General features: G+C 66.1%; 26 protein-coding genes. 9 read left to right on the top strand and 17 right to left on the bottom strand.

Features of this window, described 5'->3' with window-relative positions; translation table 11 throughout:
- Positions 1 to 130 precede the first annotated feature (130 nt).
- Together dnaJ and ACX12D_RS16310 are read left to right on the top strand one after the other, a co-directional pair.
- Complete coding sequence (gene dnaJ / locus ACX12D_RS16315; RefSeq protein ID WP_150985979.1) at positions 131 to 1279, top strand: molecular chaperone DnaJ; 1149 nt, start codon at positions 131 to 133, stop codon at positions 1277 to 1279.
- Positions 1280 to 1501: 222 nt separating this feature from the next.
- Positions 1502 to 3424: a chorismate-binding protein gene (locus tag ACX12D_RS16310; protein ID WP_459371937.1), complete on the top strand. Its 1923-nt coding sequence runs from the start codon at positions 1502 to 1504 to the stop codon at positions 3422 to 3424.
- 8 nt (positions 3425 to 3432) lie between these two features.
- Here ACX12D_RS16310 and ACX12D_RS16305 read toward each other — a convergent pair whose 3' ends face one another.
- The 8 genes from ACX12D_RS16305 to hda form a co-directional block, all read right to left on the bottom strand.
- On the bottom strand, positions 3433 to 4164 hold the full coding sequence (locus tag ACX12D_RS16305; RefSeq protein ID WP_459371936.1) for an ATP-binding cassette domain-containing protein: 732 nt from the start codon (positions 4162 to 4164) through the stop codon (positions 3433 to 3435).
- On the bottom strand, positions 4161 to 4859 hold the full coding sequence (locus ACX12D_RS16300) for an ABC transporter permease (RefSeq protein WP_459371935.1): 699 nt from the start codon (positions 4857 to 4859) through the stop codon (positions 4161 to 4163). Before ACX12D_RS16300 ends, ACX12D_RS16305 begins: the two co-directional genes overlap by 4 nt.
- 13 nt (positions 4860 to 4872) lie before the next feature.
- Positions 4873 to 5694: a 3-methyl-2-oxobutanoate hydroxymethyltransferase gene (panB, locus tag ACX12D_RS16295; protein ID WP_459371934.1), complete on the bottom strand. Its 822-nt coding sequence runs from the start codon at positions 5692 to 5694 to the stop codon at positions 4873 to 4875.
- Between the two features lie 211 nt (positions 5695 to 5905).
- Positions 5906 to 6547 (bottom strand): deoxynucleoside kinase, encoded by a 642-nt coding sequence (locus ACX12D_RS16290; RefSeq protein ID WP_459371933.1) that lies wholly within the window; start codon positions 6545 to 6547, stop codon positions 5906 to 5908.
- 86 nt (positions 6548 to 6633) lie between these two features.
- Positions 6634 to 7152, bottom strand: coding sequence for a 2-amino-4-hydroxy-6-hydroxymethyldihydropteridine diphosphokinase (folK, locus tag ACX12D_RS16285; RefSeq protein WP_441636541.1), 519 nt, complete (start codon positions 7150 to 7152; stop codon positions 6634 to 6636).
- Positions 7152 to 8762 (bottom strand): polynucleotide adenylyltransferase PcnB, encoded by a 1611-nt coding sequence (pcnB, locus tag ACX12D_RS16280; protein ID WP_459371932.1) that lies wholly within the window; start codon positions 8760 to 8762, stop codon positions 7152 to 7154. The genes folK and pcnB overlap by 1 nt, the downstream gene beginning before the upstream one ends.
- Position 8763: 1 nt before the next feature.
- Positions 8764 to 9438, bottom strand: coding sequence for a histidinol-phosphatase (locus tag ACX12D_RS16275; protein WP_459371931.1), 675 nt, complete (start codon positions 9436 to 9438; stop codon positions 8764 to 8766).
- A 115-nt stretch (positions 9439 to 9553) separates the two neighbouring features.
- Entirely contained in the window at positions 9554 to 10261 is a 708-nt protein-coding gene (gene hda / locus ACX12D_RS16270) for a DnaA regulatory inactivator Hda (protein WP_043349383.1), read from the bottom strand.
- A 278-nt stretch (positions 10262 to 10539) separates the two neighbouring features.
- On the opposite strand from hda, the gene purM reads away from it, so the two are divergent.
- Positions 10540 to 11592, top strand: a complete 1053-nt coding sequence (gene purM, locus ACX12D_RS16265) for a phosphoribosylformylglycinamidine cyclo-ligase (RefSeq protein WP_441636548.1) — start codon at positions 10540 to 10542, stop codon at positions 11590 to 11592.
- Between the two features lie 79 nt (positions 11593 to 11671).
- Here the strand turns inward: purM and ACX12D_RS16260 are convergent, their stop codons facing one another.
- The 3 genes from ACX12D_RS16260 to mutL form a co-directional block, all read right to left on the bottom strand.
- The gene (locus ACX12D_RS16260; protein ID WP_459371929.1) at positions 11672 to 12190 is read right to left on the bottom strand and encodes a GNAT family N-acetyltransferase; all 519 of its coding nucleotides are present in this window, start codon (positions 12188 to 12190) and stop codon (positions 11672 to 11674) included.
- Between the two features lie 74 nt (positions 12191 to 12264).
- Positions 12265 to 13251 (bottom strand): tRNA (adenosine(37)-N6)-dimethylallyltransferase MiaA, encoded by a 987-nt coding sequence (gene miaA / locus ACX12D_RS16255; protein WP_459371928.1) that lies wholly within the window; start codon positions 13249 to 13251, stop codon positions 12265 to 12267.
- Positions 13252 to 13271: 20 nt separating this feature from the next.
- A complete protein-coding gene (mutL, locus tag ACX12D_RS16250; protein ID WP_459371927.1) occupies positions 13272 to 15311 on the bottom strand; it encodes a DNA mismatch repair endonuclease MutL in 2040 nt (679 codons plus the stop codon).
- Positions 15312 to 15467: 156 nt separating this feature from the next.
- On the opposite strand from mutL, the gene ACX12D_RS16245 reads away from it, so the two are divergent.
- Positions 15468 to 16094, top strand: a complete 627-nt coding sequence (locus ACX12D_RS16245) for a VTT domain-containing protein (RefSeq protein ID WP_241754543.1) — start codon at positions 15468 to 15470, stop codon at positions 16092 to 16094.
- Between the two features lie 49 nt (positions 16095 to 16143).
- Here the strand turns inward: ACX12D_RS16245 and ACX12D_RS16240 are convergent, their stop codons facing one another.
- Together ACX12D_RS16240 and murJ are read right to left on the bottom strand one after the other, a co-directional pair.
- Positions 16144 to 16992: a SirB1 family protein gene (locus tag ACX12D_RS16240; protein WP_459371926.1), complete on the bottom strand. Its 849-nt coding sequence runs from the start codon at positions 16990 to 16992 to the stop codon at positions 16144 to 16146.
- A 235-nt stretch (positions 16993 to 17227) separates the two neighbouring features.
- Positions 17228 to 18781 (bottom strand): murein biosynthesis integral membrane protein MurJ, encoded by a 1554-nt coding sequence (murJ, locus tag ACX12D_RS16235; protein WP_441636557.1) that lies wholly within the window; start codon positions 18779 to 18781, stop codon positions 17228 to 17230.
- 380 nt (positions 18782 to 19161) lie between these two features.
- Between murJ and rpsT the strand changes: the two genes are divergently transcribed.
- The gene (rpsT, locus tag ACX12D_RS16230) at positions 19162 to 19428 is read left to right on the top strand and encodes a 30S ribosomal protein S20 (protein ID WP_006157537.1); all 267 of its coding nucleotides are present in this window, start codon (positions 19162 to 19164) and stop codon (positions 19426 to 19428) included.
- Between the two features lie 269 nt (positions 19429 to 19697).
- Here rpsT and ACX12D_RS16225 read toward each other — a convergent pair whose 3' ends face one another.
- Positions 19698 to 19997, bottom strand: a complete 300-nt coding sequence (locus ACX12D_RS16225) for a DUF3579 domain-containing protein (protein ID WP_006157536.1) — start codon at positions 19995 to 19997, stop codon at positions 19698 to 19700.
- A gap of 396 nt (positions 19998 to 20393) precedes the next feature.
- Here ACX12D_RS16225 and argF point away from each other — a divergent pair, with 396 nt between their 5' ends.
- From argF to ppnP, 3 genes are all read left to right on the top strand, one after another.
- Positions 20394 to 21317 (top strand): ornithine carbamoyltransferase, encoded by a 924-nt coding sequence (gene argF, locus ACX12D_RS16220; RefSeq protein WP_043349360.1) that lies wholly within the window; start codon positions 20394 to 20396, stop codon positions 21315 to 21317.
- 189 nt (positions 21318 to 21506) lie between these two features.
- Positions 21507 to 22736, top strand: coding sequence for an argininosuccinate synthase (locus tag ACX12D_RS16215; RefSeq protein ID WP_035867543.1), 1230 nt, complete (start codon positions 21507 to 21509; stop codon positions 22734 to 22736).
- Between the two features lie 116 nt (positions 22737 to 22852).
- Entirely contained in the window at positions 22853 to 23164 is a 312-nt protein-coding gene (ppnP, locus tag ACX12D_RS16210) for a pyrimidine/purine nucleoside phosphorylase (protein WP_441636562.1), read from the top strand.
- 19 nt (positions 23165 to 23183) lie between these two features.
- Here ppnP and murB read toward each other — a convergent pair whose 3' ends face one another.
- Positions 23184 to 24200: a UDP-N-acetylmuramate dehydrogenase gene (gene murB, locus ACX12D_RS16205; RefSeq protein WP_459371923.1), complete on the bottom strand. Its 1017-nt coding sequence runs from the start codon at positions 24198 to 24200 to the stop codon at positions 23184 to 23186.
- 140 nt (positions 24201 to 24340) lie between these two features.
- On the opposite strand from murB, the gene ACX12D_RS16200 reads away from it, so the two are divergent.
- On the top strand, positions 24341 to 24826 hold the full coding sequence (locus ACX12D_RS16200) for a YajQ family cyclic di-GMP-binding protein (protein ID WP_006157531.1): 486 nt from the start codon (positions 24341 to 24343) through the stop codon (positions 24824 to 24826).
- A 58-nt stretch (positions 24827 to 24884) separates the two neighbouring features.
- Here the strand turns inward: ACX12D_RS16200 and ACX12D_RS16195 are convergent, their stop codons facing one another.
- Complete coding sequence (locus ACX12D_RS16195; RefSeq protein WP_459371921.1) at positions 24885 to 25334, bottom strand: DUF192 domain-containing protein; 450 nt, start codon at positions 25332 to 25334, stop codon at positions 24885 to 24887.
- Positions 25335 to 25521: 187 nt separating this feature from the next.
- A complete protein-coding gene (locus ACX12D_RS16190) occupies positions 25522 to 25767 on the bottom strand; it encodes a hypothetical protein (protein WP_441636568.1) in 246 nt (81 codons plus the stop codon).
- Positions 25768 to 25810 lie beyond the last annotated feature (43 nt).

The raw sequence follows: 25810 nt of genomic DNA, 5'->3' as shown, positions 1-25810 counted from the left end.
CCCATCCCGACGCCGGGCGACGGACATTGGACCAAGCGGGTTACCGCCGTCGAATGCCTCGCTCGGCTTTTTTGCTATTTCGCCCGGGCGGGCTTTGGACGCTTCCGGGCCCATCAGGTAAGCAGCCACCATGGCAAAACGTGACTTTTACGAAGTGCTCGGGGTGGGCAAGAACGCCGGCGACGACGAGATCAAGAAGGCCTATCGCAAGCTGGCGATGAAGCACCACCCGGACCGCAATCCGGACAGCAAGGATTCCGAAGAGAAGTTCAAGGAGGTCAAAGAGGCCTACGAGATGCTTTCGGACCCCGAGAAGAAGGCAGCCTACGACCAGTACGGCCACGCCGGCGTCGACCCCAACATGGCGGGCGGCTTCGGCGGCGGCGGCCAGGCCTACGGCGGTTTCGCCGAAGCCTTCGGCGACATCTTCGGCGATATTTTTGGCCAGCAAGGCGGCCAGGCTGGCGGCGGACGCCGCGGCGGCGGCCCGCAGGTGTACCGCGGCGCCGACCTGCGCTACAGCATGGAAATCACGCTGGAGCAGGCCGCCCACGGCCACGACGCGCAGATCCGGGTGCCCCACTGGGACGAGTGCGAGCATTGCCACGGCAATGGCGCCGAGCCCGGCACCAACGTCGAAACCTGCCCGACCTGCCATGGCGCGGGCCAGGTGCGCGTGTCGCAAGGCTTCTTCTCGATGCAGCAGACTTGCCCCAAGTGCCACGGCACCGGCAAGCACATCCCCAAGCCGTGCACCAAGTGCCACGGTCAGGGCAAGCTGAAGTCGCAGAAGACGCTGGAAGTGAAGATTCCCGCCGGCATCGACGAGGGCATGCGCATCCGCTCCTCGGGCAATGGCGAGCCGGGCATCAACGGCGGCCCCCCGGGCGACCTGTATGTGGAAGTCCACATCAAGCAGCACGCGGTGTTCGAGCGCGACGGCGACGACCTGCACTGCCAGATGCCGATCTCCTTCGCCACCGCGGCGCTGGGCGGCGACCTGGAAGTGCCCACGCTGGGCGGCAAGGCCAGCTTCCCGGTGCCCGAAGGCACCCAGCCTGGCAAGACCTTCCGCCTGCGCGGCAAGGGCATCAAGGGTGTGCGCTCGGGTTATCCCGGCGACCTCTACGTGCACGTGAACGTGGAAACGCCGGTCAAGCTGACCGAGGCGCAGAAGGACATCCTGCGCCAGTTCGACCGCTCGGTGCATGAAGGTGGCTCGCGCCACAGCCCGCAGGAGCAATCCTGGCTCGACAAGGTGAAGAGCTTCTTCAGCTGATCCGGCCTGGGAGCATGCGGCCGGCCACGCTTTGATGCGTGGCCGGCTTTTTTGTTTTTTGGCGCGCTCAAACCGTGGGCTTCGCTTCAAGTGGCGCCTAGCTAAGCCACCCCTCTCCCCGGCCCTCTCCCACTTGTGGGAGAGGGCCGGGGAGAGGGCGCGCGCGCGATAATGCGATATCGCCCGCCTTCTGGCGACCTCAATTTACGCTGGTGATTTGCCGTGGCTGTCTCCCTGACCCGCTCGTCTTCTTCCTCAATCCCGCAAGCGCCCGTATCCGGCCCGGCCAGCGTCGCCCAGCCCTTCGTCCTGCTCGACGACGCTACCGCCATATCCGGCGAGGCATCCTCGCGCCTGTACACCGGCTTTGCACGTGAAGACGTGCTGCCGGATGCCTCCGCGCTCGGCACGCTCGATGCCTTGCTGGCCGATGGCTGGCGCCAGGGCTGGCACGCCACGTTGTTTGCGCCTTACGAATTCGGCGGCCCGCTGATTGGCGTGCCGGTCCATGTCGATTGCGCATTGCCTTTCCACGATGGCGCGCTGCGCCTGCTGTGGTTCAGGGAGATGCATCGAATGGACAAGGCGCAGGTCGCGCAATGGCTGGCGCCGTCCTCGGAACAGCAGGCCGGCTTGATGGATGTCCTGGCCGACACGCCGGAGCCGGCTTTCCATGCCGCCATCGCTCGCATCCACCAGTGGATCGAAGCTGGCGACACCTATCAGGTCAACTTCACGCAGCGCCTGCGCTTTGCCGAGTTTGGCGATCCCCTGGCGCTCTATGCCGCCTTGCGTGCCGCCCAGCCAGTGCCTTACGGCGGGCTGGTGCGGCTGCCGGGCGATGGCTGGGTGCTGTCGCTGTCGCCGGAATTGTTCGTCCGGCATGACGGCCAGGGCCAGTTGCTCACCCGCCCGATGAAGGGCACGGCGCCGCGTACGGGCGACGACGCGCGCGATGCCGAGGCCGCGCTGGCGCTGGCGGCCGACGCCAAGAACCGCGCCGAGAACGTGATGATCGTCGACCTGCTGCGCAATGACCTGGGCCGCGTCGCGGTGCCGGGTACGGTGGCCGTGCCCGATCGCTTCGTGGTGCAGCCCTTCGGCCAGGTCCTGCAGATGACCTCCACCGTGACCGCCAAGGCGCGCGCTGGCACCAGCCTGGCGGATCTGATGCGCGCGCTGTTTCCCTGCGGCTCCATCACCGGCGCGCCCAAGCGGCGCACCATGGAGATCATCGGCGAGCTGGAGAGCGCGCCGCGCGGCCTTTACACCGGCTCGCTCGGCTGGATCGATGCGCCCGGCGAAGGGCAAGCGCAGGCATGGCCAGGTACCTTTGCGCTGTCGGTCGCCATCCGCACACTGGTATTGGGCGCGCAGGGCGCCGACGGACTGCGCGCGGGCGAGATGGGCGTGGGCGGCGGCATCGTGCATGACAGCGACGCCGCGGGGGAATTTGCCGAGTGCGGCTGGAAGGCACGCTTCCTGACCGCGCACGATCCGGGCTTTACCTTGTTCGAAACCATGCGGGTGGAAGACGGAGCGTGCCAGCGCCTGGACCAGCATCTGGCGCGGCTGGCGGCTTCCGCTGCGTGCTTCGGTTTTGGGTTTGAGCACGCTCGCGCGTTGGCGTTAGTGCAGGCGGCCGTGGCGGATCTCGGTGCCGGCACCTGGCGCCTGCGGCTGGCGCTGGACAAGGCGGGCAGCTTCACCGTTGCCCACGGCCCGGTGGCGCCGCTCACCGCGGCCCCGGTGCGCGTGGTGCTGGCAGCGCAGGCGCTGCCGGTCGCGGACGCGTTGCGCCGCCACAAGACCAGCGCGCGTGCTGTCTATGACGCCGGCTGGCAAGCTGCCGAACGCGCCGGCGCCTTCGACAGCCTGTTCTTCAACGCCCGCGGCGAGCTGCTCGAAGGCGGCCGCAGCTCGGTGTTCGTCAAGGTGCAAGGCGAGTGGCTGACGCCGCCGCTGGCTGCCGATATCCTGCCCGGCGTGATGCGCGCTGCGGTGCTGGGCGATGGTGCGCGCTACCTCGGCGGGACGGTGCGCGAGGCGGTTGTCACACGGGCCATGCTGCTGAGCGCGGAGGCACTAGCGCTGGCGAATTCGCTGCGGGGCGTGCTATCGGCGGAGTTGTCGGCAACACCCTGAGCCAGGCGTTAGGGATGGCGCGTATCCAGCCGTCCGTCGCCGAGCTTCCAGCGCACCACGCCCGGCAGGTTGATCAGCTCGCGGTCGTGGCAGACCATCACCACGCTGCGGCCCTCGGCGGCCAGGCCCTGCACCAGGCCGATCACCTGTTCGCGTGCGTGGCCGTCCAGGCTGGAGGTGGGCTCGTCCAGCAACAGCAAATCGGGCTCCAGCACCTTGGCGCGGGCCAGTGCCACGCGCTGCACCTCGCCGCCGGACAGGCAATCCGGGGCGGTGTCCTGGACGTGCGTGATGCCGGCCCAGCCCAGCGCGGCACCCACGCGCCGCCTGACTTCGTCGTCGGGCATGCCGCGCGCCTTCAGGCCATAGGCGATGTTCTCGTGCACCGAAGTGCGAAACAGGTAGGGATGCTGATGCAGGTAGGCAATGCGCTGGCGCAGCGCGGCGGGCATCGGATCCAGCGCGGCGTCGCGCGGCTTGCCGTCCTCGCCGGTCCAGGCCACGGTCGCGCCGGGGGCGCGCTCCAGCCCCGCCACCATGCGCAGCAGCGTGCTCTTGCCCGCGCCATTGACACCGGTCAGCACGACCAAAGCGGCGCGTGGGAAGACAAGCTCGGCAATATCGAACAGCCGCCGCGCGCCCACCTGGCGCTGCAAACCGCGCACCGTCAGCAGCGGCGGCAGCTGGGAAGGTGGCAGCGCCTGCCCGTCAGGCGTGCGTCGCGCGGGCAGGGTGCTCATCGGCGAAATCCTCCCGCGCCTTGCAGCCACGCCAGCATCACATTGACGAGCACTGCCAGTGCGATCAGCACAACGCCCAGCGCGATACCCTGGGCGAATTCTCCCTTGCTGGTTTCCAGCGCGATGGCGGTGGTGATGGTCCGGGTGGCGCCTTCGATATTGCCGCCGATCATCAGCGCCGAACCCACCTCGGCGATGACCCGCCCAAAGCCCGCCACCAGCGCGGCCATCAGGCCGAAGCGCATCTCGCGCAGGACGGTGAAAAAGGTCCGCCAGCGCCCGGCGCCCAGCACCCAGGCGGTTTCACGCAACCGCACATCCGCCCCCTGCAAGGTGGACAGGGCAAACGCCAGCACCACCGGGAAGCCAATCACCGCTTGCCCGAGCACCATGCCGCCGCGGGTAAACAGCAGGGAGAAATGGCCCAGCGGCCCGTGGCGGGTGAACAGCAGGTAGAGGACCAGCCCGACCAGCACGGTTGGGAAGGAGAGGAAGGCCTGCGCCGCCACCACCACCACACGCCGCCCGGGAAAATCGTGGCTGGCGATCAGGTAGGCCGCGCCGATGGCCGGCACGGTGGCAATCGCCAGCCCGAGCACGGCCACCACCAGCGAGGTCCAGACGATGAACCAGATGGCGCCGTCACCGCTGGCCAGAAGCGCAAAGGCCGCGACGGTGGCGGCACCGATCTCCATCGCCGGCGCGCGCTCAGGCCGAGAAGGTGTGCTCGACGGCCGGGAAGCTGCCGTCCTTCACGGCCGCCACGTAGGCGCGCACGGCGGCCTCGATCGAGCCGGCGCCCTCCATGAAGTTGCGCACGAACTTGGCCTTGCGGCCCGGGTAGACGTTGATCATGTCCTGCAGCACCAGCACCTGGCCGGAGCAATCCGCGCCGGCGCCGATGCCGATGGTCGGGATGGTCAGCAGGCCGGTCACCACGCCAGCCACGGCCGCCGGCACCGCTTCCATCACGATCAGCTGGGCGCCCGCGGCTTGCAGCGCGAGTGCGTCGCGCTTGAGCTGCGCCGCGCTTTCATCGGTCTTGCCCTGCACCTTGAAGCCGCCCAGCGCGTGCACCGACTGCGGCGTCAGGCCAATGTGGCCGCACACCGGAATGCTGCGCTCGACCAGGAACTTGACGGTGGGCGCGAGCCAGTCGCCGCCCTCGAGCTTGACCATTTGCGCGCCGGCCCGCATCAGCGCCACGGCGCTGGTGAAGGCGGCTTCCGGGGTGGGATAGGTGCCGAAAGGCAGGTCCGCCACCAGCAGCGCGCTCTGGTTGCCGCGCGCCACACATTCGGTGTGGTAGACAACTTGTTCGAGCGTCACGGGCAGCGTGGTCTGCTGGCCTTGCATGACATTGCCAAGGGAGTCGCCGACCAGCAGCACCTCGACCCCGCAGTAATCGAGCAGCGCGGCGAAGCTGGAGTCGTAGGCGGTTAGCATGGCGATTTTTTCGCCTGCGGCGCGCATCGCTTGCAGCTTGGGGATGGTGACGGTCTTGCGGGAGGGATCGAGGAGATAACTCATGACGTTGGGCCGGTAGAGAGACGGGAGCCGGGCCTGCCGCAATGCCGCAGTGCGTTCATGATCAGTGCATCAACGCATCTGTATCCGTGCGGCAAGGCCTTTGCCCCTTTCAGTTCGTACTGCGCGAGGCGCTCGGCCCTGGGATGGGGCCACTGGATTCGCGGCAGCGACTGCTGTCGTTATGGTGAAGGCTGGCAGGCGGGAGAACCTGTCAGGGCGCAGCGAGATTGAGAAAGGCCTTGCGGCCACGCATGTTTTCGATGCGCGACAGTAGTGTACGGAAATCGGCGTCGTTGTCTACAGGACTGAAGTGGGCGGTGTCGACGATCATGACCGGCGCCTCGTCGTAGCGGTGGAACAGCTCACCGTAGGCATCCGACAGCCGCTCCAGATAGGCATCGTCGATATTGGACTCACCGGGCGCGTTGCGCCGGGTGATGCGCTCGCGCAGCAGGGCGGGCGAGGCCTGCAGCACGATGACGAGGTCCACGCGCTGGCCCTGGGCAGGCAGGCGCGCGGCGAGGGCGTCGTACAGCGCCAGTTCGTCCTCGGGCAGGGTCAGCCCGGCGTAGAGGCGGTCCCTGGTGTACAGGAAATCGCCCACCATGCGCTGGCCCGCCAGCAGTGCCGCCTGCCAGGCCTTGAGCTGCTGCGCGCGCTGGTTCATCAGCGACAGCTGCAGCGGCAGCGCGTATCGCGCGGGCTCGCGGTAGTAGCGTTCCAGGAAGGGGTTTTCACGTGCCGCATCGAGCAATTCGCCGGTGCGCAGGGTTTGCGCCAGGCGTTGCGCGAGCGCGGTCTTGCCGGCTCCGATGGGGCCTTCCACCACGATGCGGCGCAGGTGTTCGAGCATGGGCGGGTCCGGTCGGCTAGGGGGGAACTAACTACACAGTACAGGGCGGATAAAGCGGGGCCGGCTTGCCGCTGCCGGCCATGGCTTCAGGACTCGCCGCGCGCGTCCAGTTGCCGCGTGCACTTGCAAAAGGAGACCTTCTCGACGCGCTGCGCGCTGACCGCGGCCAAGTAATCCGCCGCGCGGCCAAGGCCGGGGACAACCAGTTCGGCATCCAGCTCAAGCAGCGGTACCAGCGTGAAGGCGCGTTCGGCCAGGCGTGGATGCGGCACCACCAGCTTTTCGTCCTGGTGGATTTCATCGCCAAAGACCAGCAGGTCCAGGTCGAGGGTGCGTGGTGCGTTGCGGAAAGGCCGCTCGCGGCCAAACTGATCCTCGATGTGGTGACAGATGCGCAATAGCTGGGCGGCGGTGAACGAGGTCTCTACCTTGACCACCGCGTTGTAATAGTCGTTGCCCGTTGCATCGACCGGGGCCGTGCGATAGAGCGACGATCTCGCCAGCACCGTGATGCCGACCTGCTGGGCCAGGCACACGATGGCATCTTTCAGAGCCTGCCGGGCGTCACCCAGGTTGGCTCCGATGCCGATAAAGGCAAGTGTCATTACGATTCCTCCGGCTGGACGCGTACCTTGCCGGTTTTCCGGTCTGCAGTGGAGCCGGATTCCTGGCTCGCGTCCATATCACTCCGCGGAGAAACTTTATCCGATTTCCGCGGACTGCGCCGACGGCGCTTCTTCCGTGCCGGGCCGCCGCTGTCGCCGCTATCGCCATCTCCGGCGTGCTCAAAGCCTTCGGCATCGCCCGCGCCGCCGCTGCCGCCACCTTGCTTGCCGGCGCCGCGCACCGGGCGCACCGCTTCGATCAGGTCCTCGCGGCCGTGGCTATCGGCATCCTGGAAGTCTTGCCACCATTTCGCCAGCTCGGCCGGCTGCTCGCCGGATTCGCAGCGCAGGTAGAGGAAATCGAAGCCGGCGCGAAAGCGCGGCGATTCGATCAGGCGGAACGGCATGCGGCCCACGCGCTTCTCGAAGCGCGGCTGCATGCCCCAGATGTCCCGCATATCGGTGACAAAGCGGCGCTGGATGGCGAGCTGGCCGGTCTGGCGCTCCAGCACGTCGTCCATGGCGATATTGAGCGCGGCAATGGCGTGCTCGCCTTCCTCGCGCAGCGTGGTCCAGCGCTGCAGCACGTGGTGCCATAGCAGCGCGGCAAACAGGAAGCCCGGCGAGACCGGCTTGCCGACCTGCACGCGCTGGTCCGTGTTGTCCAGCGCCAGTTGCACGAAGCGCTGGCCCATCGGCTGCTCCAGCGCGACATCCAGCAGCGGCAGCAGGCCGCGGTGCAGGCCGGCCTTGCGCAGCTCCTGCAGCGACGCCCAGGCATGGCCCGACATCAGCAGCTTGAGCATCTCGTCGAACAGGCGCGCGCTGGGCACATTGTGGATCAGCGAGGCCAGGTCGGCGATCGGCTGGCGGGTGTCCTCGTCGATCGTGAACCCGGTCTTGGCGGCGAAGCGCACCACGCGCAGCATGCGGATGGGGTCCTCGCGGTAGCGCGTGACCGGATCGCCGATCATGCGCAGCGTGCGCGCGCGGATGTCCTCCATGCCCTGGTGGTAGTCGTACACCAGTTGCTGGGCGGGGTCGTAGTACATCGCGTTGATGGTGAAGTCGCGGCGTTCCGCATCTTCGGCCTGCGAGCCCCACACGTTGTCGCGCAGCACGCGGCCCGAGGCATCGATCGCGTGGGTCTTGCTGTCGAGCTCGGCGCGCTTGAGGCGGCGCCCTTCGGGCAAGGTCTCGCTGGCCACCGCGTCGACCAGCGCGCGGAAGGTGGAGACTTCGATGATCTCCTGCTCGCGCCCGCCATAGAACGTCACGTGCACGATCTGGAAGCGCCGGCCGATGATGCGCGAGCGGCGGAACAGCGCCTGCACCTGGTCAGGCGTGGCGTTGGTGGCGACGTCGAAGTCCTTGGGCTTGATGCCTAGCAACAGGTCGCGCACCGCGCCACCGACGATAAACGCCTCGTAGCCTGCCTGCTGCAGCGTGGAGGTGACCTTGATGGCGTTGCGCGAGATCAGCGACTGGTCGATCTGGTGCTCGGCATGCGCAACGATATTCGGCGCATGGGCGCGCTGGCCACGGCGTTTGACGGGGCGCTGCTGGGTGCCCGGCTTGCCTAGCAGCCGGTTGATTAGCTTTTTGATCACGTCAGAACAGGTCCATGATGCGCCAGCCTGACGCGGCGGCGTGGTGACGCAGGCGATCGTCCGGGTTGGCGGCGATCGGCTCGCTGACCTTCTCCAGCAGCGGCAGGTCGTTGGCCGAATCGCTGTAGAAGGTGGTGTTTTCGAAGGCATCCCATTGGGTGCCCATGCTCTTTAGCCAGGCTTCCACCCGGGTTATCTTGCCCTCGCGGAAGCTGGGAATGCCAGCCACTTCGCCGGTGAAGGCGCCGTCGGGCTTGCCGTTGACGGTGGCCGGCTCGGTGGCGATCAGGTGCTTGATACCGAAGGCCGCCGTGATCGGGGCGGTGACGAAACTATTGGTGGCGGTGACCACGGCGCACAGGTCGCCAGCGTCGAGGTGCTTGTAGACCAGTGCGCGCGCCTGCGGGGTGATGACCGGATCGATCACTTCACGCATGAACTGGCCGCGCAACGCTTCCAGGCGGTCGCGCGGATTGGCCGCCAGCGGCGCCAGCGCGAAACGCAGGAAAGCCTGGATATCCAGGGTGCCAGCCTTGTAATGGCCGAAGAACTCGTCGTTCCTGCGGCGGTAGAATTCCTCGTCGACAACGCCCAGGCGCACCAGGAAGCGGCCCCATTCGTGGTCGCTGTCGGTCGGGAGCAAGGTGTGGTCGAGGTCGAACAATGCCAGATTCATGGGCGGCGATTTTACATTAACGGGACTGTGAGAGCTTTCTTAACGTCTCTGGATGCAAACAAAGGCAAGCACGGTGCATGCCATGGGTCACGCGCGCCGGCGCGCAGGCCCTGGCTCACTCGCGCAACTCGGCAAACATTTCCCGCAGCAGGGGCAGCGTGACGGCGCGCTTGCGCTCCAGCGAATAGGTGTCCAGCGCGTCCAGCAGGGCCATCAGGCTGGGCATGTCGCGGTATTTGCGCGTGACCAGCCAGTGCGGGATTTCCGGTGAAAGCTGCAGCCCGCGCTCGCGCGCGGCCTGCACCAGCGCCGCCATCTTGTCCTCGTCCGACAGCGGTGCCAACTGATAGACCAGGCCCCAGCCCAGCCGCGTGCGCAGGTCCTCGCGCACCGGCATGGCCAGCGGCGCCTGGCTGCCGGCCACCACGATGGCGGTGCGCACATGCGCCCGGACCTCGTTGTACAGCGAGAACACGGCGATCTGGCGCGCTTCGTCGAGCAGCTCCACATCGTCCACGGTGTAGAGCTGGCAGCTCGGGTCGAAGATGAAGTCCGACAAGGCGTGATGCGGGCTCAGGTAGCGGCAACGGATGCCGGCCTGGTAGCCGCTGTCGCAGACCGCATGCAGCAGGTGGGTGCGGCCCGAGCCCACTTCGCCCCACAGGTAGATCAGGCGGTCGGCGGCCCGCTCCTGCGCCACCGCTGTGGCCAGGTCGCGCAGGCGCTGCACCGGCTCGCGGTTGACCGCAACGAAAAAATTCTCGAAGGTCGAGGGCGGCGGACTGCCAAGTTCAAGCGATAGCTGCTTGGGACGCTGAAACATGACTTATCGGTTACTTTGGGTACGGATCATCTGTCAGGTAAACGCGTCGCGGCTGGCAGGCGCTGACCGCCTGTAGGGCGCGGGCAGAACGGCCGGTGGCTGCCGGAATCATCTTCATCGGGAATGGCTGCGGACAATACTTCATGACACGGAACACCGGAAACTGGAAGCCGGAAGCCCGTATCCGTTAAAATTGCAATTCTACTGGACTCGCGGCCGCAAATCGCCGTCGTGAGCGCCGCATTCCTCACTTCATACTCCAGGAAAAGCAGGTTCCCATGAGCGCATCCCCCACTTCCGGCCAGGCAGGCCTCTCCTACCGCGATGCCGGCGTCGATATCGACGCGGGCGACGCGCTCGTCGATCGCATCAAGCCGTTCGCCAAGCGCACCATGCGCGAAGGCGTGATGGCCGGCATCGGGGGCTTTGGCGCGCTGTTCGAGCTGTCCAAGAAATACAAGGAGCCGGTGCTGGTCTCCGGCACCGACGGCGTGGGCACCAAGCTCAAGCTGGCCTTCCAGCTGAACCGCCACGACACCGTGGGCCAGGACCTGGTCGCCATGAGCGTCAACGACATCCTGGTGCAGGGTGCCGAGCCGCTGTTCTTCCTCGACTACTTCGCCTGCGGCAAGCTCGACGTGGAAACCGCGGCGACCGTGATCAAAGGCATCGCCCACGGCTGCGAGCTGTCCGGCTGCGCGCTGATCGGTGGCGAAACCGCCGAAATGCCCAGCATGTACCCCGATGGCGAGTACGACCTGGCCGGCTTCGCGGTTGGCGCCGTGGAGAAGAGCCGCATCATCGACGGTACCACCATCGTGCCGGGCGACGTGGTGCTGGGCCTGGCCTCGTCGGGCGCGCACTCCAACGGCTACTCGCTGGTGCGCAAGATCATCGAAGTGGCCAAGCCGGACCTGAACGGCGATTTCCACGGCCAGCGCCTGCAGGACGCCATCATGGCGCCCACCCGCATCTACGTGAAGCCGCTGCTGTCGCTGATCGAGACCCTGCCGGTCAAGGGCATGGCCCACATCACCGGCGGCGGCCTGACCGAGAACGTGCCGCGCGTGCTGGCGCAGAACGTGACCGCCGTGCTGCAGCGCGACGCCTGGACCCTGCCGCCGCTGTTCCAGTGGCTGCAAGCCCAGGGCAACGTTGCCGATGACGAAATGCACCGCGTGTTCAACTGCGGCATCGGCATGGTGGTGATCGTCGCCAAGGAAGACGCCGACCGCGCCATTCGTCATCTGCAAGCCGCTGGCGAAGCCGTATGGCAGATTGGCGAGATCCGCGAGCGCGAAGAAGGCCAGGCACAGACCATCGTGGCCTGAGCGGTCCCGCTCCAATAAAAAAACGGCGCATGCTCAGGCATGCGCCGTTTTTTTTGCCCGTCGGGCGCAGACCGTCGATCTACGGTCTGCGGAGTGACTGCGCCGCGCCCAGCTTCGCCAGCGCCTCCCCGGTCACCCGGCAAATTCGCCAGTCCGGCATCACGTCCGCGCCCATTGCCCGGTAGAAATCAATGGAAGGCGTGTTCCAGTCCAGCACGCTCCATTCAAAGCGGCCGCAGCCGCGTTCCACCGCCAGCGCCGCAAGATGCTTGAGCAGAACCTTGCCCAGCCCATGGCCGCGCCAGGCGGGGTCGACATAGAGGTCTTCCAGATACAGCCCGGGCTTGGCCAGGAAGGTCGAGAAATTGTGGAAGAACAAGGCAAAGCCGACGGCCTGCGGGCCCTGGGTGCCGGGGACCTCCACGAGCACAGCCTCGGCATGCGGGCGCGGGCCAAACAGCGCCTCGCGCAGCTTTTCCGGCGTGGCTTCGACCAGGTGGGAGAGTTTCTCGTATTCGGCCAGTCCCTTGATCAGCGCGAGCAAGGTTTCGCAATCATCGGAAGTGGCGGGGCGCAGTACGAAATCGGTGGCAGACATGGCGGGATTTGACGTCATCGGCAAGATACAAACGACGATTATCGCTTATCCGTCACACCTGCCCCCCAGTGACGCTACGCTTGCCCGATCCGCGCCAGCCGCGCTACCTGCGCGACGTAGTCCGGCGCCAGGCAGTCCACAACCTCCCGCTCGGGCGTGCTGCGCAGCCAGGTCAGCTGGCGCTTGCAGAGCTGGCGGGTGGCGGCCAGGCCGCGCTCGCGCATGGTGTCGAAATCGGTCTCGCCGTCGAGGTATTCCCACACCTGCCGGTAGCCGACGCAGCGGATCGAGGGCAGCGTGGGCTGCAGGTCGCCGCGCGCGCGCAGCCGTTGCACTTCCTCGATAAAGCCGCCAGCCAACATGGCGTCGTAGCGGGCGGCGATGCGCGCGTGCAGCACGGCGCGGTCCGACGGCTCCAGCGCGATCACGCGATAGCGCCGGTCGGCGGCGCCGGCAAAGGCACGCTCGTCGGCCTGCCGCGCCAGCAGCGCCGACATGGGCTGGCCGGACAGGCGGTGGATCTCCAGCGCCCGCTGGATGCGCTGGGCATCGTTGGGCGCGAGGCGGGCCGCGGTGACCGGATCGACCTCGCCCAGCATGGCGTGCAGCGCCGGCCAGCCGCGCTCGGCGGCCAGCGCGTCCAGCTCGGCGCGCAGGGCCGGATCGGCTTGTGGGAGGTCGTTCAGGCCCTGCGTCAGCGCCTTGTAGTACAGCATGGTGCCGCCGACGATCAGCGGCTCGCGGCCGCGCGCGCGGATCTCCACGATCAGCCGCTCGGCGTCGGTGACGAACTGGGCGGCCGAGTAGCTATCGGCAGGGTCGATGATGTCGATCAGGTGGTGCGGCACCGCGGCCAGCTCGGCGGGCGAGGGCTTGGCGGTGCCGATGTCCATCTCGCGGTAGACCAGGGCCGAGTCCAGGCTGATGATCTCGATCGGTGTCTGCGCGGCCAGCGCCAGCGCCGCGGCGGTCTTGCCGGAGGCGGTGGGGCCGAGCAGGCAGACCACCGGGGCGTGGCCTGATGCGGCCGCGGCGGTGCTGCTGGATGAGGCGGTTGTCATCAAGTCGTCGGGCACGCGGCTTACTGCCCGCGCAGGAACAGGCGGTCGAGTTCCGCCACGGTCAGCTGCACCCAGGTGGGCCGGCCGTGGTTGCACTGGTCGGCGCGCTCGGTCTGCTCCATCTGCCGCAGCAGCGCGTTCATTTCTTCCAGCGTGAGCTTGCGGTTGGCGCGCACCGCGCTGTGGCAAGCCAGCGTGGCCAGCAGCTCGTTCTGGCGTTCGACCAGCACGCGCGAGCCGCCGAAGGCTTGCAGGTCGCGCAGCACGTCGCGCGCCAGGGCTTCGGTGTCGGCCTGCTTGAGCAGCGCGGGAATCGCGCGGATCGCCAGCGTGGTGGGCGAGACCTGCGCGATGTCGAAGCCGAGCAGGGTGAGGGTTTCCTGGTGCTCTTCGGCCGTGCCGATCTCCACGGGGCTGGCTGTGAGCGTAACCGGGATCAGCAGCGACTGCACCGCGAGTTCGCGCGCTTCGAGCGCGGTCTTGATCTGCTCGTAGAGGATGCGCTCGTGGGCAGCGTGCATATCCACCAGCACCAGGCCGCGCGCGTTTTGCGCCAGCACATAGATGCCGTGCAGCTGCGCGATGGCATAGCCCAGCGGGCTGGCCTCGTCTTCGGGAAGTTCCTGGCGGGCCATCTGGTCCAGCAGGCCGGGCGGGTCGTTCTCGCGCGCGGCTTGCGCATCGGCCAGCCAGGCCGGGGGCGTGGCGCCCGGGCCGGCCGGCGGGACATAGGCGCCGGGGCCGCGTGAAAACCCGCCGCCCGGCTGGATCGCGTCGCGCACCATGCCGAGGTAGGCCTGCCGGGGCTGGGCCACGCCGAGCTCGGTCTGCCGTGCGGCGGCCGTATAGTCGACCCACGGGCGCGGGCTGGCGCCGCCGCCCATGCCGCCGCTTCTGCCCGATCCGCCGAAGCCGCCGAGGCTACCGGAGCCGCTGGAGCCGCCGCCAAAGCTTCGCGCGCCCGGGAATCCGCCGGCACCGCCAATCGGCTCGACCGCCGCCGGATCGTCCGCGCCGACCGACGTATGCAGGCTGTCGCCTTGCTCGCCGGCCTGCCGCGCCAGGCAACGCTGCACGGCGTGGTAGACAAACTGGTGCACCGAGCGCGATTCGCGGAAACGCACTTCGATCTTGGACGGGTGCACATTCACGTCCACCATCTCGGGCGGCAGGTCCATGCACAGCACGTAGGAGGGGAAGCGGTCGCCGTGCAGCACGTCCTGGTAAGCGCTGCGCACCGCGTGGGTCAGCAGCTTGTCACGCACGTAGCGGCCGTTGACGAAGAAGAACTGCTGGTCCGGGCGCCCGCGCGAGGCGGTGGGCAGCCCGGCAAAGCCGTACAGGTGCAAGCTGCCGGCCTCTTCATCCAGCGGCAGCCGGGCGTTGGCGAAGTCGGCGCCCAGCACCTGGGCGGTGCGCGTGGCGACGTCGCCGGCGTTCCAGTGCTCCATCGGCTTGCCATTGTGATGGACCGAGATGGCCACGTCCGGGCGCGCCAGCGCCGCGCGCCGCACCATTTCCAGGCAGTGGCCAAACTCGGTTTGTTCGGATTTCAGGAACTTTCGGCGCGCTGGCGTGTTGAAGTAAAGGTGCTGCACGTCGACGGTGGTGCCCACGCCGCCGGATGCGGGCTGTACCACGCCGGTGTCGGCGATCACCTGCATCGCGTGGGTATCGCTGGCGGTGCGGCTGGTCAGGGTCAGCTCGGACACCGAGGCGATCGAGGCCAGCGCTTCGCCGCGAAAGCCGAGCGTCAGCACCGCTTCAAGCTCGTCCAGCGAGGCGATCTTGCTGGTGGCGTGGCGCTTGAGCGCGACCGGCAGCTCATCGGCGGGAATGCCGCAGCCGTTGTCGGCAATCACGATGCGGCGCACGCCACCTTCCTCCAGGCGGAGGTTGAGCTGGGTGGCGCCGGCGTCCAGCGCGTTCTCCAGCAGTTCCTTGACCACGGAGGCGGGGCGCTCCACCACCTCGCCGGCCGCGATCTGGCTGATCAGCTGGTCGGGCAGGGGGCGGATGGGACGGAGCGGCTGGGCGGGGTGCGGGGCTTGGGCAGGCATGGGCGGAATTATACGTGGGTGCGCCGCCTGGCCCATGGGCGTGCAATGGATGAAAAGTGGTTGGGCAAGGTGACTTTGGCGCCTGTCCGGTCTTGTATGATGTCGGCAAATTATCGAACGGGGATCGAATTGGATATCGCATTGCAGTTCATCGACATGCTGCTGCACGTCGACAAATACCTAGGCACCGTCATCCAGAACTACGGTGCGTGGGTCTACGCCATCCTCTTCGCCATCGTGTTCGCGGAGACCGGGCTTGTGGTGCTGCCTTTTCTCCCGGGCGATTCCCTGTTGTTTATCGCCGGCGCCTTCTGCGCCACGCACGCCATGAATGAATGGGCGCTGGTCGGCCTGCTGCTGGTGGCGGCGATTGGCGGCAATACTGTCAACTACTTTGTCGGCAGCTGGGTCGGGCCGAAAGTGTTCGACGGCCATTGGCGCTTCCTGGACCAGCAGGCGCTGCGCAAGACGCACGATTTCTACGAGCGCCATGGCGGCAAGATGCTGGTGATGGCCCGTTTCCTGCCGATCGTGCGTACCTTCGCGCCGTTCGTGGCCGGCGTGTCGCAGATGACTTTTGCCAAGTTCCAGCTGTTCAACGTGATCGGCGCGGCGGCCTGGGTGCTGGGCCTGGTGTTTGCCGGCTACTTCTTCGGCAACCTGCCGTTCATCAAGCAGTACCTGAACCTGATCGTGCTGGCGGGCATCGGCGCGGCTGTGGTGCCGCTGGTGCTGGGTGGCCTGTGGAAGCTGGTGCGGGGCGGCAAGCGCCGTCCTTCCTGAGCCAGCGGGGGCGGGCCTCGGCCTGCCCCCGCCTGAGTGTCAGTTACTTTCAGCTTACGCTGCGGCTCATCATGCGCAGCGCCGGCATGCGGTCGCGGATCTGGGTGGTGTCGGCCGCATCCGGGCGCGCCATCACATAGGCTTCCAGGTCGGCAAGCGCCGGGCGGAAGCACTCCAGGTTGGCATACGCCAGCCCGCGGTCGCGCACCTCCTCGATCGATCCGGGCAACAGGATCACCAGGCGGTTCTGCACCGCCAGCAAGCGCTGCCAGCGCGACTCCTGCAGATAAATCGCCTTGAGATTGCGCAGCATGCGCGCCACGATCTCGCGGTGGCTGGCCACCTGCAGGAACAGGCCCAGCGGCACCTCGTTGGGATCCGCGATGCCCTCGCGCTCCAGGTGCGGATCGAGCATCTCCTGCAACTGTTCCTTGGACAAGGTCTCGCCGGTGAGCGGGTCCACCACCACCTCGCCGGCCGGAATCGACATCCGCACCAGGAAATGGTTAGGGAAGGACACGCCCTTGAGCGGCAGCCCAATATGCTGGCCCAGCTCCATATAAAGTACCGCCAGCGAAATCGGGATGCCGCGCCGCTGCTTGAGCACGACGTTCAGGTACGAGTTGTCGGGGTCGTAGTAATCGTTCGCGTTGGCGCCGAAGCCCAGGTCGCGGTAGAAGAAATGATTGAGCAGGCGCATGCGCTGGATGGCCGGCGTACCTTCGGCGACGCGGCGTTTCAGGCGTACCGCGAGCATGTCGAGCGCTGCGAGCTCGGCCTGCAGGTCCAGGTCCGGATAGGCATCCTGGGCGATCGAGAGCACGGTCTCTGTCAGCGGGATACCGTTCTCGTCTGCCACGAGACTGGCAAAGTATTCCAGGACTTTCGTGGTTGTCATTGCGGCGTTCCTGAATGCGGCCTGGCGGCTGTTCCGGATGAATGCTGGCGGCGTGGCGTGCCTTCCCGGACGGTAGGGTGTTGGTACCGTCCGCGGTCGCGCGCCTGGGCAGAACCGCTTCATCTCATTCTGACACAACCTCAGTAGCCTTGACCCTGCACCGCGCGCTGCCGCAACCCTTGGCCGGCGCCGTCTGGCGCTGGCGAAAAGGGCAGGTTTGGCAGGCGGGGGCTTGTTAGCCGGCTCTCCGCTTGAAAGCGGAGTATCTCAGCCCCATGAGCCACAGTGTACCGAAGTAGACGACTGCCGCAAGTACCAGGCACGAGGCCAGCAGGGCGATACGCAACAATGGCGTGGCACCCAGGGCGACCCAGTCGAAGTTGCGGGCGAACCACAACAGCATGCCCGCCAGCAGCGTGACGGCGGTCAGCAACTGGGCCAGGAACAGCCACCAGCCCTTGGCCGGCGAGTAAAAGCCGCGCTTGCGCAGGCCCAGGAACAGCAGCAGCGCGTTGACGGTGGCGCCGAAGCTGATCGACAGCGCCAGGCCCGCATGGCCAAAGCGCGGCACGAAGACGTAGTTGGACAACTGCGTGATCACCAGCACCAGCAGGGCGATCTTGACTGGGGTGCGGATGTCCTGGCGGGCATAGAAGCCCGGCGCCAGGATCTTGATGAGGATCAGTCCCAGCAGGCCGATGCCGTAGGAGACCAGCGCCTGGCGGGTCATTTCCACCGCATGGGCGTCGAACTTGCCATAGTTGAACAGCACCGCCGTGAGCGGCGCGCCGAACACGAACAACCCGACCGCGCACGGCACGGCCAGCAGGAAGGTCAGGCGCAGGCCCCAATCCAGCAGGCCGGAGTATTCGGCCCGGTTTTCCTCGGCGCTGGCTTTCGACAGGCTTGGCAGCAAGATGGTGCCCAGCGCCACGCCCAGCAGCGCGGTCGGGAATTCCATCAGGCGGTCGGCATAGGTCAGGTAGGACACGCTGCCGGCGGCCAGGCGCGAGGCGATATTGGTATTGATGATCAGGCTGATCTGGGCCACCGAGACCGCCAGCAGCGCCGGCGCCATCTGCCGCATGACGCGGCGCACGCCCGGCTCCGCCCAGGCCGCGCGCAGGTTAAAGCGCAGGCGCGGCATTACGCCCAGGCGCCGGAGCGCCGGAATCTGCACCGCCAGCTGCAGGATGCCGCCCACCAGCACGCCCCAGGCCTGCGCGTAGATCGGCTGCGCCATATGCGGGCCGACAAACAGCGCGGCGATGATCAGGCAGATATTGAGCAGCACCGGGGTGAAGGCCGGCATGGCAAAGCGGCGCCAGGTGTTCAGGATGCCGGAGGCCAGCGCCACCAGCGAGATCAGGCCGATGTAGGGAAACATCACGCGCGTCATGAAGACCGCCGCGTCATAGGTTTCTCCGCCATGCTGGCGAAAGCCGGTGGCGACCACCATCATGACCACCGGCGCGCCGATCACGCCAAGCAGCGAGACGCCCATCAGGACCCAGGTCATGACCGTGGCAACGGCATCGATCAGCGCGCGGGTCTCGGTCTCGCCGCGCTTGCTGTGGTATTCACCCAGGATGGGCACGAAGGCTTGCGAGAATGCGCCCTCGCCGAAGATCCGGCGCAGCAGGTTGGGGATGCGGAACGCCACGTTGAAGGCGTCGGTCATGTCCGAGGCGCCAAAGGCACGCGCGATCAGGATCTCGCGGATAAGGCCTGTGATGCGCGACAGCATCGTCAGGCTGCTGATGGTGGCGAGCGCTTTGAGCAGGTTCAAGATGGTTCGGCGGCAAGGGGTGGCGGCGGCAGCGTGGGTCGGACCGCCGGTGCGAACCGGGTTCAGACGCCGGGCGCGCGCCAAAGTTGCATCGAGGCCACGCGAGGGCGGGGCCGGTGTGGCGCGTATTATACGGTTTGGCCCCGCAGGCGCCCGGATATGCACGTATATCGGCGTTTGCTTCGCCCTGCTCGAGATGAGGTGTGGCTCGGCTTGCCAGCCGCTTTTTCTTGTGTGTATAATTGCCGATTCACAAGGCTAGTTGCGTTCCGGATTCGTGTGCCAGTGCATCCCGGGTCGCTTGATGTGCACTTAATTGTGTCCGCGGTTTGCTCCGTCCTCCCGTCGGGCACGCATCTGAATTCAGGAAATCTACTTAAATGGCAAATTCCGCACAAGCTCGCAAGCGCGCGCGCCAGGCCGTCGCCCAGAACGCCCACAACTCCAGCCTGCGTTCGCGTCTGCGTACCGCAGTGAAGGCTGTTCGCAAGGCAATCGAAGCCGGCGACAAGGCTGCTGCTGCCGAGATCTTCAAGAACTCGCAATCGATCATCGACGCTATCGCCGACAAGAAGATCGTGCACAAGAACAAGGCTGCGCGCCACAAGTCGCGCCTGTCGTCGGCTATCAAGTCGATGGCTGCCTGATATAGGCACTGGTGCCGGGCGCAAGCCAGGCACCTTCCGGCTGTTCGCCGGCCATTGCGTGGCTGCGCCGCCTCGGCGGTGTGCCAGGGTTCTGGTCAGGTTGTCAGCCGGCAGGGTGGATCGCCTTACGGGGTAGTCCAGCCGATAAAAAAGCTCGTCATTTGACGAGCTTTTTTTGCTTTGTACTTTGCTTCGTGCTTTGGGCTGACACCTGTCCTGAGGGTATGTGCGGCTAGCTGCGGCCATGCCGCAGCTGCTTCAGTGCGAGCTCACTCCAGTGAGCAGGCCTCGACCAGTTGCAGGTTGTTGTCGCGCGCGAAGTTGAGGACGAAGTCGAGCGCTTTGGGCTCGATATCGCGCAGCCGCGCATCGACCACCACGCTCTTCAGCCCGCCGGCCATCACTGGCCGCACGTAAGGTGAGTAAGTGATGCGGGGGTCGCCGGTGTCGCCTTCGGGGCGGAATTGCGCCATCACGCCGCACAGTCGTTCAGCCCAGTCGCTTGGGCGGAAGGTCTTGCCTTCCTTGGTGATGCCTTGGATGAAGTATTCGCGAACTGTGGGATTCATGAGACTGCGGGGATAAGACGGGTGACTCGACGGTAAACCCGCCAGACTGACCAAACGGAAGCCCGTTTGACGCGGCCAGGAAACGATTAGTTCGTTTCATTCCGGCCGTGGCGGCGGGGGCGTCGGTGTCGGCGGGGGCACTTTTGATGCCGGCAGCGGGCGGTGGCATGGGTATGCCGGGCCCCGCGTGAATCAGCCAGTATTATATCTTATATAAGACTCGCGCATAAGCCTCCATGCCGGGCGAGGTGCCGTGCACGCTCGCCAAAGCCACAATAATCCCTTATGATTCTTACAGTTAAATTGCGTAAGCGACGCGAAAGGCGGCTCCGCGGCATGGTCAGGTCATGAACCCTTCATGGCGGCATGCCACCACCGAGCCGCCTTCTTTGTTTTATGAGCCCAACTTCGATCAAGCATTACCTCCAGTTCAGCGACCTGACTCCCGACGAGTACGAGTACCTGCTGGACCGCGCACGGATTCTGAAGACCAAGTTCAAGAACTACGAGACATGGCATCCGCTGCACGACCGCACGCTGTCCATGATCTTCGAGAAAAACTCGACTCGTACGCGCTTGTCGTTCGAGGCCGGCATCCACCAGCTCGGTGGCCATGCCGTCTTCCTCAACACCCGCGACTCCCAGCTGGGGCGCGGCGAGCCGATCGAGGACGCGGCGCAGGTGATCTCGCGCATGGTCGACATCATCATGATCCGCACCTTCGGCCAGGAAATCATCGAGCGTTTCGCCGCGCATTCGCGCGTGCCGGTGATCAACGGGCTGACCAACGAATACCATCCCTGCCAGGTGCTGGCCGATGTCTTCACTTACATCGAGCAGCGTGGCAGCATCCGCGGCAAGACCGTCGCATGGATCGGTGACGCCAACAATATGGCCTACACGTGGATCCAGGCCGCAGAGCGCCTCGGCTTCACGTTCCATTTCTCGGCGCCTCCCGGCTACCAGCTCGATCCGGCCATGGTGCCGGCAACGGCCGCTCATCTGGTCAAGGTGTTCGACGATCCGCTGACCGCCTGCCAGGGTGCCGACCTGGTCACCACCGACGTGTGGACAAGCATGGGCTATGAGGCCGAGAACGACGCGCGCAAGCGCGCCTTCCAGAACTGGATGGTGACTACCGCCATGATGGATCGCGCCGGCGACGATGCCCTGTTCATGCACTGCCTGCCTGCCCACCGCGGCGAGGAAGTCGAGGCCGCCGTGATCGATGGCCCCAAGAGCGTGGTCTGGGAAGAGGCTGAGAACCGCCTGCATGTGCAGAAGGCGCTGATGGAATACCTGCTCTGCGGGCGTTACTGAACATTGGCGGGGTGGCGCCACGATTGGCGCACATGCGGCGCGCCAATCCGGTGCCCGCATGCTCGCCCGGCTCGCCAAGTGCCGCCCAAGCCGGGGCGGACGTGTCAAAATAGCGGTCTTTCCGCATCCCTTTTTCTCGCGTGACTGGCTTTGTGGCTGGCCGCGCTTACTTTTCGCATCGAGTCGAACATGAGCGATATCAAGAAAGTCGTGCTCGCCTACTCCGGCGGGCTGGACACTTCGGTGATCCTGAAGTGGCTGCAAGACACCTATCAGTGCGAGGTGGTCACCTTTACCGCCGACATCGGCCAGGGCGAGGAACTCGAACCTGCCCGCCAGAAGGCGCTCAAGTTCGGCATCAAGCCGGAAAACATCTTCATCGACGACCTGCGCGAAGAGTTCGTGCGCGATTTCGTCTTCCCGATGTTCCGCGCCAATGCCGTCTATGAAGGCGAGTACCTGCTCGGCACCTCGATCGCGCGTCCGCTGATCGCCAAGCGCCAGATCGAAATCCTGCGCAGCACCGGCGCCGACGCTGTGTCGCACGGCGCTACCGGCAAGGGCAACGACCAGGTTCGCTTCGAGCTGGGCTACTACGGCCTCGAGCCGGGCGTGAAGGTCATCGCCCCGTGGCGCGAGTGGGACCTGCTGTCGCGCGAGAAGCTGCTGGCCTACGCTGAAAAGGCCGGCATCGAAATCGACATGAAGCACAAGAAGGGCGGCGCCCCGTACTCGATGGACGCCAACCTGCTGCACATCTCCTTCGAAGGCCGCCACCTGGAAGACCCCAAGGCCGAGGCCGAGGAAGACATGTGGCGCTGGACCGTGTCGCCGGAGAACGCACCGGACGCGGCCGAGTACCTGGACGTCGAGTTCGAGGGCGGTGATATCGTTGGCCTGAACGGCAAGCGCATGACCCCGGCTGAAGTGCTGACCGAGCTGAACCGCCTGGGCGGCAAGCACGGCATCGGCCGCCTCGACCTGGTGGAAAACCGCTACGTCGGCATGAAGAGCCGTGGCTGCTACGAAACCCCTGGCGGCACCATCATCCTGAAGGCCCACCGCGCTATCGAGTCGATCACGCTCGACCGCGAAGTGGCTCACCTGAAGGACGACCTGATGCCGCGCTACGCCAGCCTGATCTACAACGGCTACTGGTGGAGCCCGGAGCGCCGCGCGCTGCAGGTGCTGATCGACCACACCCAGGCCAAGGTCAACGGCTGGGTCCGCGTCAAGCTGTACAAGGGCAATGTGATCGTGGTCGCCCGCGACTCCAAGGACACGCTGTTCGACAAGACCATCGCGACCTTCGATGATGACGGCGGCGCCTACAACCAGGCCGACGCCGGCGGCTTCATCAAGCTGAACGCGCTGCGCATGCGCATCGCCGAAAACGCTCGCCGCCAGCGCGGCGAGTAAGCCGGCTGCAGGCATGCAACAGAAGAGGGGCCGTCATGGCCCCTTTTTTGCGCCGCCTTGCCCTGCGGTATTCCCGATTCAGTCATCCAGAACCAAGAGCATCAAGGAGAAATAGCGTGAGCCAGTTCGACAACGTATCCGTCGTCAAGAAAGCCAACCTGTACTTCGACGGCAAGTGCGTGAGCCACACCGTGCTGTTCCCGGACGGCACCCGCAAGACGCTGGGCGTGATCTTCCCCGCCGCCCTGACCTTCAACACCGGCGCCCCGGAAATCATGGAAATCAATGGCGGCGTGTGCCGCGTCAAGCTGGCTGGCGAAGACCAGTGGCATACCTATGGCGCCGGCCAGCAGTTCAATGTGCCCGGCGACAGCAGCTTCGATATCGAAGTGACCGAAACGCTGGACTACGTCTGCCACTTCGGTTGATCACGGCAGCCCGGACGGCTTAAAGCACCACCGGCTCGGGTTCGATCCGCACGCCGAAGCGGGCCTGTACCGCATCGGCGATGCGGTGCGCCAGCGCCAGCAGCGCCTGCCCGGTGCCGCCGCCGTGGTGCACCAGCACCAGCGCCTGCTTGCCATAGACGCCCACCGGGCCGTCGCTGACCCCCTTGAATCCACACTGGTCGATCAGCCAGCCGGCTGCCAGCTTGTAGCTGCCGTCAGGCTGGGCATGGCTGACCAGGTTGGGATACCGCATCAGCAGCGCGTCGCGCTGTTCGGCGCCCACCACCGGGTTCTTGAAGAAGCTGCCGGCATTGCCGACCTGGGCCGGGTCGGGTAGCTTGCGCGAGCGGATCGCGATCACAGCGTCGCGGACGCGGTCTGCCGTGGGATGCGCCGCAGGATCTTGCGCCAGTTCGCGCGCCAGTTCCGCATAGCCCAGCACTGGCTGCCACGGCAGCGGCAGGCGCAGGGTGACGGCGGTGATGATGTAGCGGTCCCGCCCCTCACGCTTGAACAGGCTGTCCCGGTAGGCGAACCGGCACTGCTCCAGCGTCAGGTGGACGAATTCGCCGCTATGGCGGTCGAACGCGCGCAGGCTGTCGAAGCGCTCGCGCAGCTCCACGCCGTAGGCGCCGATGTTCTGGATCGGCGCGGCGCCCGCGGTGCCGGGGATCAGGGCCAGGTTTTCCAGGCCCGGAAGGCCGTCGGCGATCGTGCGGCAGACCAGCGCATGCCAGTTCTCGCCAGCACCGGCCGTCACCAGGTGGGCGGCATCCGCCGAGGCCACCGCGTAGCCGGGAATCTCCATCAGCAGCACCAGCGCGTCAAGGTCCTGCGTAAGGACCACATTGCTGCCGCCGCCGAGCACCACCAGCGGCAGGCCTTGCGCGCGGGGATCGGCCAGGGCGGCCAGCAGGTCGGCTTCGCTGCGCACGTGCACCGCAAAGCGCGCGCGCACGTCGAATCCGAATGTATTGTGGCGGCGCAGGGGATAAAATTCGAGGAAATCTGCCATGCAAGGGAAAGGTGAAGCGGCCCGCCGGGGTCGACGGCACCGGACTGCAGGGTAGGCTGGATTATACGTAAGCGCCGCCGCCAGCCGGCGCGCGCCCGGTACAGGCAACAAGCAACACGCAGCAAGACAAGGAGAATGCAATGCCGTCGTTTGACGTAGTGTGCGAAGCGAACATGATCGAGGTGAAGAACTCGGTCGAGCAGGCCAACAAGGAAATCACGAACCGCTTTGACTTCAAGGGTTCGGATTCACGGGTCGAGCACAAGGAGAACGAACTCACCGCGTTCGCCGATGACGATTTCAAGCTCGGCCAGGTCAAGGACGTGCTGATCAGCAAGATGGCCAAGCGCAATGTCGATGTGCGCTTCCTCGACTACGGCAAGACCGAGCGCATCGGCGGTGACAAGGTCAAGCAGGTCATCACCATCAAGAAGGGCGTCACCGGCGATCTGTCGAAGAAGATCGTCAAGATGATCAAGGACAGCAAGATCAAGGTGCAGGCCAGCATCCAGGGTGACGCCGTGCGTGTCACGGGGACCAAGCGCGACGATCTCCAGAGCGTGATCGCGCTGCTGCGCAAGGACGTCCCCGAAGCGCCGCTGGACTTCAACAACTTCCGCGACTGATCCTGTTGCCGGCAGGCGTGGCAGCCATGCTGCCGCACGCCTGCTTTTTCCTCTTTCTTTAGCGCGCCTGCGGCAGGCCGCCGATCTTCGCGCCGGCCTTCAGGCCCTTCTGCGCAAACCAGCCCTTGTTCATCTCCAGCGCGTAGCGCACGGCCGCGCGCGGGCAATGGTTGTTCTCAGTCTGGGGCGCCATGTCTTCGATATTGACGATGGACCCGTCATCGGCCAGGAAGGCGATCGACAGGGGCAGGTCGGTATTCTTCATCCAGAAGCAGTGTCCGGCTTTCTCTTCGAACACGAACAGCATGCCCTCGTTGGCGGGCATGGTCTTGCGGTACATCAGGCCAAGCTCGCGGGCTTCCGGCGTGGCGGCGATTTCCGCCTTGATCGCGTACATCCCAGCGGTGAGTTGCCTGACCGGCAAGCTGGCCGGGGACTGGGCACAGGCGGCGGCCATGGCGGCGAGCGCGCAGCCGCTGACGAACAGGTTCTTGAGCAAAGGGCGCATGAGTTGGAGCGGCGAATGACGGGTTCGGGACAGCCGCCAGCATAGCGCAGCTACCGCGCGAGCGGCACGGACAAATATTCCACTTCGTTGCAGCAGGCCCTACTGTCGCGAGCAAGAAAAAAGGCAGGCGCCTTGCGGGCGACCTGCCTTGCTTGCCGGGCACGAAGCCCGGCCTGCCTGCAAACGCTTACTTCGTTGCAGCAGCTTCAGCCTTGGCAGCCGGAGCAGCGTCAGCCTTGGCAACCGGAGCAGCCTTGGTCTTGTGGTGAGCGTGCTTCTTGGACTTCTTGGCGCTCTTCGTCGCGGGCTTTGCAGCCGGTGCTTCGGCGGCAGGCGCTGCAGCAGCCGGCGCTGCCGGTGCGGGTGCGGCGGCTTGGGCGAAAACGCCGGTGGCGAACAGGCCGGCAACCAGAGCAGCGATCAGTTTGTTCATGCTTAACAACCTCGAAGGTAAATCGATTCGGAAGAGTTGACTC

The sequence above is a fragment of the Cupriavidus sp. PET2-C1 genome (genome assembly GCF_054515855.1).
The sequence above is the reverse complement of the archived record's forward strand: the minus strand, read 5'-3'. Positions and strand labels throughout refer to the sequence as shown.

Coding starts and splice junctions, on each gene's coding strand:
- dnaJ (WP_150985979.1), top strand. CDS start 131: ATGGCAAAACGTGACTTTTACGAAGTGCTCGGGGTGGGCAAGAACGCC.
- ACX12D_RS16305 (WP_459371936.1), bottom strand. CDS start 4,164: ATGAGCACCCTGCCCGCGCGACGCACGCCTGACGGGCAGGCGCTGCCA.
- ACX12D_RS16300 (WP_459371935.1), bottom strand. CDS start 4,859: ATGGAGATCGGTGCCGCCACCGTCGCGGCCTTTGCGCTTCTGGCCAGC.
- panB (WP_459371934.1), bottom strand. CDS start 5,694: ATGAGTTATCTCCTCGATCCCTCCCGCAAGACCGTCACCATCCCCAAG.
- ACX12D_RS16290 (WP_459371933.1), bottom strand. CDS start 6,547: ATGCTCGAACACCTGCGCCGCATCGTGGTGGAAGGCCCCATCGGAGCC.
- folK (WP_441636541.1), bottom strand. CDS start 7,152: ATGACACTTGCCTTTATCGGCATCGGAGCCAACCTGGGTGACGCCCGG.
- ACX12D_RS16275 (WP_459371931.1), bottom strand. CDS start 9,438: ATGAATCTGGCATTGTTCGACCTCGACCACACCTTGCTCCCGACCGAC.
- hda (WP_043349383.1), bottom strand. CDS start 10,261: ATGTTTCAGCGTCCCAAGCAGCTATCGCTTGAACTTGGCAGTCCGCCG.
- purM (WP_441636548.1), top strand. CDS start 10,540: ATGAGCGCATCCCCCACTTCCGGCCAGGCAGGCCTCTCCTACCGCGAT.
- ACX12D_RS16260 (WP_459371929.1), bottom strand. CDS start 12,190: ATGTCTGCCACCGATTTCGTACTGCGCCCCGCCACTTCCGATGATTGC.
- miaA (WP_459371928.1), bottom strand. CDS start 13,251: ATGACAACCGCCTCATCCAGCAGCACCGCCGCGGCCGCATCAGGCCAC.
- mutL (WP_459371927.1), bottom strand. CDS start 15,311: ATGCCTGCCCAAGCCCCGCACCCCGCCCAGCCGCTCCGTCCCATCCGC.
- ACX12D_RS16245 (WP_241754543.1), top strand. CDS start 15,468: ATGCTGCTGCACGTCGACAAATACCTAGGCACCGTCATCCAGAACTAC.
- ACX12D_RS16240 (WP_459371926.1), bottom strand. CDS start 16,992: ATGACAACCACGAAAGTCCTGGAATACTTTGCCAGTCTCGTGGCAGAC.
- rpsT (WP_006157537.1), top strand. CDS start 19,162: ATGGCAAATTCCGCACAAGCTCGCAAGCGCGCGCGCCAGGCCGTCGCC.
- ACX12D_RS16225 (WP_006157536.1), bottom strand. CDS start 19,997: ATGAATCCCACAGTTCGCGAATACTTCATCCAAGGCATCACCAAGGAA.
- argF (WP_043349360.1), top strand. CDS start 20,394: ATGAGCCCAACTTCGATCAAGCATTACCTCCAGTTCAGCGACCTGACT.
- ACX12D_RS16215 (WP_035867543.1), top strand. CDS start 21,507: ATGAGCGATATCAAGAAAGTCGTGCTCGCCTACTCCGGCGGGCTGGAC.
- murB (WP_459371923.1), bottom strand. CDS start 24,200: ATGGCAGATTTCCTCGAATTTTATCCCCTGCGCCGCCACAATACATTC.
- ACX12D_RS16200 (WP_006157531.1), top strand. CDS start 24,341: ATGCCGTCGTTTGACGTAGTGTGCGAAGCGAACATGATCGAGGTGAAG.
- ACX12D_RS16195 (WP_459371921.1), bottom strand. CDS start 25,334: ATGCGCCCTTTGCTCAAGAACCTGTTCGTCAGCGGCTGCGCGCTCGCC.
- ACX12D_RS16190 (WP_441636568.1), bottom strand. CDS start 25,767: ATGAACAAACTGATCGCTGCTCTGGTTGCCGGCCTGTTCGCCACCGGC.